Below are 11,215 nucleotides of genomic sequence, written 5' to 3' on the forward strand. Positions count from 1 at the left end.
CACGACGTGCACACACCCCGCAAGACGCAGCCAGCGAAACAGCGAACGAAGAAGTCAACTACCCCACGGCCCCGCCGCACAGGTTAAAGATCAAGCTAGGGCCTGTTTCGGAACGGGTCAGCGGTGCCTGATCTAGGTCAGGGCCTCGTTGACGATCGTGACGTGGTCGGCCTCGGCGGTCGTATCGTGTTGCCCGGTGGCTGCGTCGCGACGCTCAATCTCATAGCCGCCCGGGGCATCGTGGCGGGTGTGGACCGAGATGGACCAGTCGAGGGTCTCGTCGTCGGGGTAGATGACGAAGAACGTGTTGTCGGTGCTGTTCAGGTCCTTGAGCATCCTCCGTCGTTCGACGTGGCCGGGTCCTCGGCGTAGCCGCCGTCCTCGGTGTCGGCGTAGTGCGGCGGTGGCTGGGAGCGCGTGCGCCCCAGGATGCCGGCGTTCAGCCCATCCGGACGACGGCGGTGACCCAGTCGTCGATCGCGGCGACCATCACGGTCGCCTCGTAGCGGACCTGGAGCTTGTCGAACCTCGTGGTCACCGCCCGGTTGCGCTTGAGCCGGTTGAACACGCACTCCACCGCGTGACGCTTCTTGTAGTCCTCGTAGTCGATCTTCGGTGGCCGCCCACCCTTCGAGCCCCTCGCCAGCCGGTTGGCGCGGTGGTCCTTCTTGTCCGGGATCGTCGCGGCGATCCCGCGCCGACGAAGCTGGCGCCGGTTGGCCGCTGAGGCATACCCCTTATCCGCCCGGCCCCGGTCAGGGCGCGTCCGTGGCCGCCCGGCCCCGCCGGGACGCTGCACCCTGACCTGGTCGAGCACCGCGGCGAACTGCGGGCTGTCGCCCCGCTGCCCGGCGGTGACGACCATCCCCATGAGCTTCTGCCCCTGCTCGCATGCCGCGTGGATCTTCGTGGTCCACCCGCCCCGGGAACGACCCAGCCCGTGATCGGCGGGCTCAACCCCTGGCGGCTCCTTCTGCCCGGCGCTGTCCCGTCGGGCGCCAGCGGCATGCTGGTGCGCCCGCGTGATCGTGGAGTCGACCGAGACTTCCCAGCAGATCTGCCCGCCCCCGTCGGCCAGGGTCCGCAGCGCGTCCAGGACCTGGTTCCAGACGCCCTCGCGCTGGTAATGGCGGAACACCCGATACAGGCTCGACCACGGCCCATACCGTTCGGGCACGTCTCGCCACGGGCACCCCGCCCGGACCCGGTGCCGGATCCCGTCGACCTGCCGACGCAGGTTCCGCGCCGGACAACCGCACCCTGCGACCGGCAGCAATGCCTCGACCACCGCCCACGCCTCGTCCGTCAGATCATGCCGCCCAACCGCGTCGCCCACAGGCCCGCAGCAATGGCGAACCCGCAGGTCATAAGCCACTTCCGAACCAGGCGCTGCGGGTCGTCTTCGATCAGACGGTCGGGTCGGGCATGATCTCCCGGACCTCTTGCGCACAGCGGCACGCGGCAGCGATCTTGGCAGCCCACTCCAGCGCGTCCTCACGTGAGGGCACATCGATGATCGAGAACCCGCCGAGCACCGCCTTGGTCTCCGGGTACGGGCCGTCGGTAACGGTCCCGTCGGTGGCCACGACGCTCGCCTGCTGCCTTTCCAGTCCACCACCGAAGACCCACACAGCGGCGTCCTGAGCCTTACGCACCACCTCGTGCGAGGCCTCGGCCACCTCGGGCAACTCCTCCTCGGGGAAGGTCATCGCGCCGTCATCGAACGAGATCAGGTACCGCGTCATACATGGCTCCCTTGGCCGTTGGCCTCCTTCGGCCGCCTCTCACCCTACGACGAACGCCTCCCTTCAGAACCGACACTCCCCCTTGCTTCCGAAACAGGCCCTAGGTGGCGGATCACCGTGGAGCTCGGCGTCTGCCGGTGCGTGCCCAGCGGCACCCCCCGGCGAGGGGCAGACTTGCCAGGAACAGACGGACTCGGCCGCGAACGGGCACTGGGACGACCTGCTGCTGATGCAGGCAGCCGACTGCTGTCCAGTCATCCACAATCGGCGGCCCCTCTTCATCCGCGTCGACCCAGTGGGCCCACAGGCCGGATGCGCGGGCTCGATCGTCGCCCTGTGGCCGGACTACACCAAGCCGAAGACAACCTGAGAAGGCGTCCGCATTCCGTTCGGCCGTCTTGATCAGTCGAACGATGAGTTCTCGCGGACTCCCCGGTCAGTACGGGCATGACTGCAACGAACACGCCGCCAGTTGTCTCCCGCACGGAGTGGCTGGCCGCAATCGACACCCTGCGCGCCCGGGAGAAGGCACACACCCGGGAGGGCGACGCGATCGCTGCCGCCCGGCGCCGCCTGCCCACGACCGAGGTGGACCCCTCGACCCCGCTCGTCGGAGGCAAGGGACCCGTCCCCTTGATCGACGTCTTCGAGGGCCGTACCCAGCTGTTCGTGTCGTACCACATGTGGCACGACGGCCACCCCGCCGCCGACCAGTGTGAAGGCTGCACCTTCTTCACCGGCCAGGTCTGCGAACTGTCCTATCTGCACCAGCGTGACGTCACCTTCGCCGTCTTCTGCCAGGGCCCCTACGAGGAGTCCGACCGCTACCGCCGCTTCATGGGCTGGGACATGCCCTGGTACTCCGTACCCACAGAGTCGCACGAACGGCTCGTCGCCGGCCGTCACTTCGGGATGAAGGCGTGCTACCTCCGCGACGGGGACCGTGTCTACGAGACGTACTGGACCACCGGCCGCGGCGTCGAACCCATGGCACCGTCGTACGGCATCCTCGACATGACCGTCTACGGGCGGCAGGAGACCTGGGAGGACTCCCCGCCGGGCTGGCCGCAGCCGTACGAGACCCGCGGTCAGCAGTTCCGCAAGGACGGGCGGCCGACCGCGCAATGGGCACGGATCGCCGCCGGGCACGACGACGACCTCCACGACGGACAGGCCGGCACGGGCAGTTCGGGCTGCTGCTCCTGAAGCCGGGCCCGAAGGCGCGCCGTGCCCGTCGCGTGCCCGATGTGGCGGCGAACCACGGGGAACAGCGGGCGCTCGCGAAAGATCGCAAAGGGGGAGCGCCCCCCACCGTTCATGCTGGTCGGGGGCGCTCGACGTGCGGAGGGTGTGGGATTTGGACCCACGGTGACATCGCTGCCGCGACGGTTTTCAAGATCTCGTGGCGAGGGACGCAGCCCGGCGGCGCAACCCCCAAGCCCTGAACCGGCCGCTGCCGAATATGCCGACACCGATGGACAGAACGAGCAGCACGGATGAGGGCCCAACGCCAAGGGAAACCGAGTGGTGCCCGGCTGCTAGCGACAACACAAACATGGTCACCGTGAGGGTCGTTGCTGCCCCGGCGAGGAGTACCCCCAGTTCGGCCCACCACATCGCCCTTGTTGGTTGAGTCGTCACGGCATCGTTCTACACCACGGGCGGGGTCAGCGACCAGGCCCGCGGGAGCCGTGAACGGGACCATTCACGCACGTCAGCCGCGTTAACGCCCCCTTCCCGTGTGTGGTCAGTCGGTCAGGGGCTGCCACCGGTCTTCCTGCGCGGGGTCGATGCTGCTGAGCCACACCAGCGTCCCTCTGATCAGGCCGGGCTTGTCCCGCGTGGCCAGGGCCGGGGCTTCGAGCATGTCGGCAGCCTCTTCCAGGTAGGTGACCAGCGTGTCGAGTTCGTCGCTGGGGCCTTCGTTGTAGCGGGACCAGCGGCCCAGGTAGCCGGTCGCGGCGTCCAGGTACAGGCCCGAGGTGCGGTCAGCCACGCCGTAGGAGACAACCGGAATCCAGGCTGCCTTCCACGCGGTGATCCGGTCGTATTCGGGGCGGCGGGCGTTGAGGGTGTCCTGGTGGGCTTGAGAGTCCATCTGCTGCCGGTAGAAGGCGGCTACGGCGTCCAGGGTCATCAGGGCCTGGTTGCCGGGCAGGCATCCCGCGCCGTCGACCCCGTCGTCGCCCGCGGTCAGAAACCACAGGGCGCGCAGGCCGGCGGGTATTTGAATGCCGAGGTCCTCTTCCAAGGCGGTGATGGCGTTGGGGCTCACACCGGCGCGGAGCGCAGCGTGGGAGTCGGGGGCGTTGTGCTGGAGCCAGCGGGTGATGCGCTGCCAGGCGTCGGCGATCTCCCGTGCGGTGATCGCGTCGGCGGCAGAGTCGGCAGGCTGGTCCTGGCCTGGTCCTGGTCCTGGTCCTGGGTCCGCGGCGGACTCGGCAGAGGGGGCCGGGTTCACGTACCGGATCTCGATCCGGTCGGACTCGCGGATGTAGCCGATGGCCAGGGCGGGGCAGTCCTCGAACAGGTCGCCGTCGACCGTCACGGTGAGGATGCCGGGCAGACCTGAGGGCTGGCCCATGTCCGGGTCGTCGGCCAGCTGGCCAGCCAGGACCTTCAGGGCGTAGGGGACGCCGGCCCCGAGCTGGCTGGCGCTGTCGCGTAAGCGCGGGGGGATCTCAACGTTCACGGCCTGGTGCTCCCAACATTAGGAAATGACCAGTTCGCACAGGACGGCCGTCCCGTAGACCAGCGCACCGACGGCCACGCTCCCGGCGAGCCAGAGCATCGATCGCGGACTGGCTGCCGCGGTGGCGAACCGCATACCCGACCGGTTGACACCACGAGAGACGCGCAACGGGCCCTTACTGCGCAGGGCGAGCACCAAAAGTATCGCGAAGTCAAGGACGAGGAAGCCCAGTGCCGTCACCGTCGCCCAGCCCTCCAGCGCCCGGAAACCGAGCGTTTCGAGACCAACCAGCGGCTCGTCACGTACCGCGATCGTGGCACCGACTCGGGCATCGGCTTGGACGACAGCGGCGGGATCCACCAACCGACCGCTGGACGAACGCAGTTCGCCGAAGCATCTCGTGACCGGCTTGCCGGACTCGATCACCGACCCGCATGACTCGACGTGCAGTCGCCCCGAAGTCCCGGACAATCCGACGGCACCGGCGAACATCAGCCCCCCGAACGCGCTCAGCAACACGCCGAACACGAGGAACACCATGACAGCGACGACCGTCCTCAACTGCCGCCCCGAGCCGGAATTCACCCATTTTCCCGACCCCACCTGCTGCGATGCCCGGAACGCCCTCAGCCGTTCGGCCTTCCTGAACCGCCGTCTGGCCGCCTTCGAGGTCACAGTCCCTCTCCTGCCGCTCATCGCCAACGCTGCACCGTCCACCGCCACGGCCCTAGTCACCGGCAGATCGGAGGGCAGCGCAAGGGTACGTCCGGTTGCCGGCCACACGGTCACGTCAACCTGGCCGCCGCCTTGCCACTGCTGGAAAGGCCCCACGTCCCCATGCACCGCCTCGAACGACGGTCGGCAGATCAAGCTCAGGGCATAAGAGCCAGTCGTACCTCGGGCCAGACCGCCGCCCGAAGCGGCACCCGATCATCCTCACAGTCGTACCTCGTGGCCACGGCGCGGTGCCGTTTTGAAGCGGTTGATGCCGCACTCGACAGCGTGCCGAGCCTTGTAGTCCTCCGGGTCGGGGCACCCTGATGCGGCCCAGGACGAGCTCGAACTGCGGGGAGTCTCCGCGCTGCTCACGATGGACATGGGCTTTGGCCCTGCTCGACGGTCAGGTGCAGTTGGTGGTCAGTCCGCCGCGCGAGCCTCCGAGGCCATGGTCGGCTGGCTCGGTGGCGACGCCGCCGGGCGGTTCCTTCTGCACGTCCCCCGTTTCCCGCGCCCCGGCTGCGGCACGCCACAAACCAAGATCATCGCCCGACCGAGATCATCTCCATCGGGGAGCACCACGCATACCCAGGCGCCGCCGCCTGCAGCGACGCCAGCCGGCCGAGCCCGTTGGCGGTGCCGGCCGCGACGAGGCTCTCGTGCTTCTGCTCCAGGGCGGCAAAGAGGGAACCGCCCGGCAGCAGACGCTCGTTCGCGGCATCCTCGAGCTTGGTGAAGTCACGCATCTGCTCCTCGATGAGCAGCGACGGGTCCACGTGCCGGTTGAACGTGGCGATATCGCTGCGGCCGGTGGCGTTGCCGGGGGACTGTGTGTCCCCCTCAGCTTGTCGGCCCGCGTGCGAAACGATCACAGCATGAGGTCCGTGAAGCGCATAGGCACCTGCCTGGGACGCCTCAGCCAGCAAGGAAGGCGCGCAACGTCAGGCATCTACGGGACGCTGGAACACGGCTCTACAGCCCGCCTGAGGGATACCAGGACCAGGACGGCCCGCAGACCCGCCGCCCGCTCGGCGACCCCCAGCACGCGGACCCCGCAAGATTCTGGCTGGCGAAGACCGTCGCCACCGAAATCCGCCTCTTCGACCGCTAGAGCCCGTTTAAGAAGCCGACTGGACCGGCGGATCGGCGCCCCTCCGCTTCCCATATGCTCGTGCGATGATGTCCGATGAAGCCACCCACCTACGGTTCTCGTTAAGGTGGGCCACAGTCACGCGCAGATCGACGAGCAGCTCGCGCCGGCGATAGAAGCGATCTGGCGCAGCGGATTCGAGACCTTCACCTGCTGCCAGGACCTCGGCGAGAGCAACGCGGGCTGGGTGGAGACGCTGCCGCATATGGCCGGATATGTCGAGTCCCGTCATGGCTGGATGCTCATCGACTTTCCGATCGACAGCGGCCTTGCCTTCCTCTCGGCCGTGGCGAACGCTGGCCCACGAGACGCCTTCTACGTCCGGATGACTCATTGGGCGGCTCCGGACGCGTGGGACGTCAACGTCAAGCCCATGGACGTTGCGATGCGTCAAGAGCAGGTGGAATCGCAATTCCGCCTGCAACTGCTGCAGGTGAGCTTCCCTGCGTACGACCTACCGGAATTGACTCGGCGCCTCCGCGAGCATGCGGCGGGGCGCTCGGTAGCGCCTGCACCCGCTGACTGGAGTACCGTCGGCCGCTAGACAGTTTCTCAGAAGTGCTGATCACAGCCATTCGTTGATGGCCGCGATCAGGACGGCCGCCTCGTAGCGGCCATCAACGAATGGCTGTGATGACAGCCCCGGCTTCTCCTATCGCTCCTTCGCCGCACGGAGCGAGTAGACCTGTGGGACGCGTTGTCCTGCGGGAAAGCGGAAGTGACCGCGGCTGTGCTCGTGCAGGAACTCCAGGCGGAGGCCGGCGGCGATGAGGGCGCTGACGACATCGCCTATGCCGTGCCGCCATTCGATCGTCAGGGTTGCGATGGTTGGCGCGCTGGGGTCGGCGTAGGTGCCGGGCGCGTCCACGACGATCGGGTCGCGGTGAAAGTAGTTTGTCTCGATGGTGCGACCGTCATCAGCGAGGACGTCGGCGAAGGGATAGAACTCGGCCAGGTAGAGGAAGCCTCTGACGCGACAAGCGCGGCCACTGTCCGCGCCCACCGGTCAATGTCCGGAAGCCAACACAGTGCACCGAAGCCGGTGTAGACGATGTCGAAGGTTTGCGTGTCCAGCGAGTGGACGGCGTCGTATAGGCGGTAACGAACCGGGCAGCGGCGCCGATCTGCGCGGCGAGATCGCTGGCCACCTCCACGGCGGGCGCGCCGGTTTCGCCCAGAGTGGTCCCCGGCCCCCGGGCCGGGCGATACCGTGGTGAGACACGCCAGTCACGCGCCTTGGAGCCCTCGATGAGCGAACAGCCGGCCCCCGCCGACACCGCCGCCCGGCAGCAGCTGGAGCCCGCGGCCGCCGACGCGGTACGCGCGTACGCGGCCAGGACCCGCGCGAACGCCGACCAGTTCGCCGCCGTCCTGGAGGACATCGCCACCAACGGCCTGCCCGACCCCGAGCAGTGCACGCCGTGGGAGGAGCTGCGCGAGGCCCACCTCGCCCGCCTCGCCGCCCAGCGCCCGGCCGTCGCCTGATGGCCCCGCGGCACAGCCCACGCCGCGCCAGGATCGCCTTCTCCGACTCCGCCGCCAAGCAGCTGGAGAACATCACCAGCGAGGCGGAGGTCCACGCCCTGGACCGCGCCCTGGTCGTCATCTCCGTCGACCCGGACGTCGGTGAGCCGATCCCCGCCGACACCGCCGGCCCCCAACTGCGCCAGTACGCCGACGAAGTAGAGCAGGTGCGCGTCCTGTACTTCGTCACCGCGCTACGCACCGTCGTGGTCGTCGCCTACATCGAGGTCTAGATGATCAATTCCGAGGGATGCCTGCGGAGGGTGTGGGGTGGGCGGCGGCCGAAGCCACCGCGAGACGGTCAGGCGGCGGGCTGCCGGCCCTGGTTGTCGAGGTGGCAGCGGGCGGTCAGGCGTCAGGGTCGACTTCGGGGTGCGTGAACCGCACGGGCTTGCCCAGCGACCGGGCGTAGGCGATTTCGGCTCGGGTGCTGTCTCCGATGTAGTCGCCGACTACGAGCACCTCATCAGCGAGCCGGATCTTCGCCCGGTGCAGATCGTCGAGTCGAACCTTCAGCGCCTCGGCCTCGACAGGATCGGACCAAAGTTCGTGCGGCGACTTCATGTCACAGCCCGGTTTGACGACAATCTTTCCGGCTTTGGTCTCCCGTAGATCGGCCTCGTTCATCTCGGTCATGAAGCGGGTGGAGCCGCAGATCACGACGATACGCGGGAGGCTCAACAGCTTCTTCGCGTCGGCGAGCTTCTCCTCGGGGGTGAGCAGTTGCGGGTATGACACTGGTTCCTCCTGGTGGTGTGGTCCAAGGGGTGCCTGCGGAGACGAGAACGAGGGTGTCCAAGATCGTTTTGTGACGAACGACGTGGACACCCTCGCGACAGCACTCTATGCGACGACCGACGACGTGCTGAAGGAGCATCCCGACCTGGCGCCGTGGCGCCCGCCGGTCGGCATTACGCCCCGCCTGAGCGATGCCGAACTGGTCACCCTCGCCACGATGCAGGCCATACTCGGCTACACCTCCGAGGCCAAATGGCTCCGCCATGCCCGTGCCCACCTGCGCCACCTCTTCCCCTACCTGTCCCAGCAGCCCGGCTACAACAAGCGGCTGCGCAAGGCCGCCGGTCTGATGCGAAGCGTCAACCGGATCCTGGCCACCACCACCTCGGTGTGGAGCGACGACGTATGGGTCGTGGACTCCACCCCGGTGGAATGCGGCCGCTCCCGCGAGACCGTCAAACGCTCCGACCTGGCAGGTTGGGCCGAATACGGCTACTGCGCCAGCCACAGCCGCTTCTTCTGGGGCCTGCGCCTGCACCTGGTCTGCACCCTTCAGGGCCTGCCCATCGCCTTCGCCCTGACCGGGGCCAAGGCCGACGAACGCGAGACCCTCCTTGACCTCCTGGCAGCCGAATGCGAGCTTCTGCGAGAGCGCCCCCGACAGACTCTCATCGGCGACAAGAACTACTTCGGCCGTGGTTTCGAACGCGAACTGTCCGAGCATGGAGTCCAGTTGCTGCGGCCTGCCCGTAAAGGTGAACGGGAACGGCCTGGCGCAGCCCTGTTCAAGCCGCTGCGACAGGTCATCGAATCGATCAACGAGACCTTCAAGGGACAGCTTGACCTCGAACGGCACCGAGGGCGCACACCCGGAGGTGTCATAGCCCGCGTCATGCAACGCATCCTCGCGCTGACCGCCGCGATCTGGCACAACGACGCCACCGGACAAACCGTCCTACGCTCACTGATCGCCTACGATCACTGACCCCTTGGACTAGATCATCTAGCCGCCGAAGGAGCCCGAGTGCCGACCAGCCTCACCCAGCTCAGCGCCGACCGGGAGCTCACCGCCCTGCGCCGCCCGCTGACTGCAAGGGCACGGCGACCGTGCTCCGACAGGGCCCGGCTGCAGAACCCGGCGGGGCGCCGGCCTGGCTGCTGTTCCTGTGCTCCGAGCACTCCGACGAATTGCCGGGCTGGCCCGGCACCGTGGCTGACACCGAGGACCCGCTGACGCTGTCGTGCGGGGCCGCGCTGGACTACCGGACCACCGAGCAGGTCCTCCAGTCGCATGCCGACCTGTGGCTCACGCCGTTGACCGGGGTCGACCCGGCAACGCACGCCGGTGCCTGGCCCGAGACGCTCGGTCAAGCACACCGCCTCCTGACCGCCCGCCTGGCGAAGGCCGACGGCGAGGGCGAGACGCTGAACAGCCTCACAATGATGCTGCGTATGGCAGCCGAGTACGCGGAGGCCGGCAACCTCTACCAGACGACGGGCCCCCTCGGATACGGCGAGACTCTCTCTCCCGCAAGCTGTAGCCGCAGCTGCTTAGTACACCCGGAATGCACGGACTGCTCCTGGTGCTGCTCGTCCTCCTGCTGCATGGCTGCTGCACCGCGGGTCTGATGTGCAGCGCAGCATTCGCACGGCCCAGGCAGCACACCGGCGCTGCTCGTGCAGCAGACTCAGATCAGGTGAGCAGCAGCCACGGGGCCAGCCACCACCACCCGGTACCTCAGCATCGTCGTCTCGTCCGCGGGCCGGAAGCCGCTGGTCCACCAGAAGCTGCTGCGGCCCGGAGCGGTCATCCCGGCGGACTTCGCGTTGCGCAGCCGACATGACAGCGACAGGGTGTTCGCAGCAGGCACATTGAGCCCTGCACTCCGATACGACGGAGTCAGCGGCCGGGGGGAACCACTAGCGACTGTTCGGTTCGTAGCCACTGATGACATACACGGCCTCGTCGTCCACCGCGTTCTCCTCCCAGTCGAGCGAGATCCGCACCGGGTGGCCGTCGTCCGCGTACTGCGCTTCGGCCCGGTACGCCTCGTCGTGCCGGGCCTGCTCAAGCTGCTCCAACAGCTCGCCGATGGTGGGTACTTCAGCGGGCGACTGCTTCACGACTCGCCGACTGCTCTCGTCGAGGCCGACCGCCTCCGCCACCCTGCCGTCCCGGACGGTCACCTGGAAGGCGCCGATGAGTGTCCGTTCCCCTTCACTCGACGTGAGCGTGTAGGTGTACGACGAAGGTTTCTCCCAGCTGGTCAGAGCCTCAGCGCTCTTCGCCCTGGCCCCCTCAGCGGACCCTCCGGAAACCGATGACTGGGTGCCACAGGCGGCCATCGCGCACATCAATGCCCCCAGCAACACGACAGGAGGCACGGAATGGGAACGGATATGTACCGCAGGCATGTCGGCAGTCCTTTCGAAGACGGTCACCGCTATGACGGCGGCCGGCCGAAGAACGTTCGGTAATGCGGCTGCTCTTGGCGGATTGCGGCCGCGGCGGCATCGTGGCGGGAACCTGGGCCCTGACGTCGAGTCCGTGTCCGTCCAGGACGACGCGGCGGGTGCCCCCGGCCTGCGGAGACACTCTGCTGTTTGACGCTACTTGACGGCCTTCAGAGCATCGACGACCCCGAAGCC

Annotated in this window: 16 protein-coding genes; 6 read left to right on the plus strand and 10 right to left on the minus strand. The window is 67.8% G+C overall.

Annotated elements, in window-relative coordinates:
- Nucleotides 1-132 precede the first annotated feature (132 nt).
- From ABT009_RS46820 to ABT009_RS46830, 3 genes are all read right to left on the minus strand, one after another.
- Nucleotides 133-336 (minus strand): hypothetical protein, encoded by a 204-nt coding sequence (locus tag ABT009_RS46820; RefSeq protein ID WP_351309399.1) that lies wholly within the window; start codon nucleotides 334-336, stop codon nucleotides 133-135.
- A 103-nt stretch (nucleotides 337-439) separates the two neighbouring features.
- Nucleotides 440-1,336, minus strand: coding sequence for an IS5 family transposase (locus tag ABT009_RS46825; protein ID WP_351309402.1), 897 nt, complete (start codon nucleotides 1,334-1,336; stop codon nucleotides 440-442).
- Between the two features lie 70 nt (nucleotides 1,337-1,406).
- Nucleotides 1,407-1,745, minus strand: a complete 339-nt coding sequence (locus ABT009_RS46830) for a YciI family protein (RefSeq protein ID WP_351309405.1) — start codon at nucleotides 1,743-1,745, stop codon at nucleotides 1,407-1,409.
- 447 nt (nucleotides 1,746-2,192) lie between these two features.
- Here ABT009_RS46830 and ABT009_RS46835 point away from each other — a divergent pair, with 447 nt between their 5' ends.
- Nucleotides 2,193-2,951 (plus strand): DUF899 family protein, encoded by a 759-nt coding sequence (locus ABT009_RS46835; protein ID WP_351309408.1) that lies wholly within the window; start codon nucleotides 2,193-2,195, stop codon nucleotides 2,949-2,951.
- A gap of 541 nt (nucleotides 2,952-3,492) precedes the next feature.
- On the opposite strand, the gene ABT009_RS46840 is transcribed toward ABT009_RS46835, so the two are convergent.
- The 3 genes from ABT009_RS46840 to ABT009_RS46850 form a co-directional block, all read right to left on the minus strand.
- The gene (locus ABT009_RS46840) at nucleotides 3,493-4,437 is read right to left on the minus strand and encodes an SMI1/KNR4 family protein (protein WP_351309411.1); all 945 of its coding nucleotides are present in this window, start codon (nucleotides 4,435-4,437) and stop codon (nucleotides 3,493-3,495) included.
- An 18-nt stretch (nucleotides 4,438-4,455) separates the two neighbouring features.
- Nucleotides 4,456-5,112, minus strand: coding sequence for a hypothetical protein (locus tag ABT009_RS46845; RefSeq protein ID WP_351309414.1), 657 nt, complete (start codon nucleotides 5,110-5,112; stop codon nucleotides 4,456-4,458).
- A 584-nt stretch (nucleotides 5,113-5,696) separates the two neighbouring features.
- Nucleotides 5,697-6,026: a hypothetical protein gene (locus ABT009_RS46850; RefSeq protein WP_351309417.1), complete on the minus strand. Its 330-nt coding sequence runs from the start codon at nucleotides 6,024-6,026 to the stop codon at nucleotides 5,697-5,699.
- Between the two features lie 345 nt (nucleotides 6,027-6,371).
- Here ABT009_RS46850 and ABT009_RS46855 point away from each other — a divergent pair, with 345 nt between their 5' ends.
- The gene (locus ABT009_RS46855) at nucleotides 6,372-6,848 is read left to right on the plus strand and encodes a hypothetical protein (protein WP_351309420.1); all 477 of its coding nucleotides are present in this window, start codon (nucleotides 6,372-6,374) and stop codon (nucleotides 6,846-6,848) included.
- 108 nt (nucleotides 6,849-6,956) lie between these two features.
- Here the strand turns inward: ABT009_RS46855 and ABT009_RS46860 are convergent, their stop codons facing one another.
- Entirely contained in the window at nucleotides 6,957-7,307 is a 351-nt protein-coding gene (locus ABT009_RS46860; protein ID WP_351309423.1) for a hypothetical protein, read from the minus strand.
- Nucleotides 7,308-7,552: 245 nt separating this feature from the next.
- On the opposite strand from ABT009_RS46860, the gene ABT009_RS46865 reads away from it, so the two are divergent.
- Nucleotides 7,553-7,789 carry a hypothetical protein gene (locus ABT009_RS46865; protein ID WP_351309426.1) on the plus strand — a complete coding sequence of 79 codons (237 nt, stop codon included), beginning with the start codon at nucleotides 7,553-7,555 and terminating at the stop codon, nucleotides 7,787-7,789.
- Nucleotides 7,789-8,061, plus strand: a complete 273-nt coding sequence (locus tag ABT009_RS46870) for a hypothetical protein (RefSeq protein WP_351309429.1) — start codon at nucleotides 7,789-7,791, stop codon at nucleotides 8,059-8,061. The genes ABT009_RS46865 and ABT009_RS46870 overlap by 1 nt, the downstream gene beginning before the upstream one ends.
- A gap of 115 nt (nucleotides 8,062-8,176) precedes the next feature.
- Here ABT009_RS46870 and ABT009_RS46875 read toward each other — a convergent pair whose 3' ends face one another.
- The gene (locus tag ABT009_RS46875; RefSeq protein WP_037743720.1) at nucleotides 8,177-8,566 is read right to left on the minus strand and encodes a hypothetical protein; all 390 of its coding nucleotides are present in this window, start codon (nucleotides 8,564-8,566) and stop codon (nucleotides 8,177-8,179) included.
- 70 nt (nucleotides 8,567-8,636) lie between these two features.
- On the opposite strand from ABT009_RS46875, the gene ABT009_RS46880 reads away from it, so the two are divergent.
- Nucleotides 8,637-9,551: an IS982 family transposase gene (locus ABT009_RS46880; protein ID WP_351309433.1), complete on the plus strand. Its 915-nt coding sequence runs from the start codon at nucleotides 8,637-8,639 to the stop codon at nucleotides 9,549-9,551.
- Between the two features lie 122 nt (nucleotides 9,552-9,673).
- Complete coding sequence (locus tag ABT009_RS46885; RefSeq protein WP_351309437.1) at nucleotides 9,674-10,195, plus strand: hypothetical protein; 522 nt, start codon at nucleotides 9,674-9,676, stop codon at nucleotides 10,193-10,195.
- Between the two features lie 59 nt (nucleotides 10,196-10,254).
- Here the strand turns inward: ABT009_RS46885 and ABT009_RS46890 are convergent, their stop codons facing one another.
- Together ABT009_RS46890 and ABT009_RS46895 are read right to left on the minus strand one after the other, a co-directional pair.
- The gene (locus ABT009_RS46890; RefSeq protein ID WP_351309440.1) at nucleotides 10,255-10,437 is read right to left on the minus strand and encodes a hypothetical protein; all 183 of its coding nucleotides are present in this window, start codon (nucleotides 10,435-10,437) and stop codon (nucleotides 10,255-10,257) included.
- Between the two features lie 49 nt (nucleotides 10,438-10,486).
- Nucleotides 10,487-10,981: a DUF6174 domain-containing protein gene (locus tag ABT009_RS46895; RefSeq protein ID WP_351309443.1), complete on the minus strand. Its 495-nt coding sequence runs from the start codon at nucleotides 10,979-10,981 to the stop codon at nucleotides 10,487-10,489.
- Nucleotides 10,982-11,215 lie beyond the last annotated feature (234 nt).

Origin of the sequence: Streptomyces sp. NPDC002896 (assembly GCF_040295225.1) — a bacterium.
Lineage (GTDB): Bacteria > Actinomycetota > Actinomycetes > Streptomycetales > Streptomycetaceae > Streptomyces.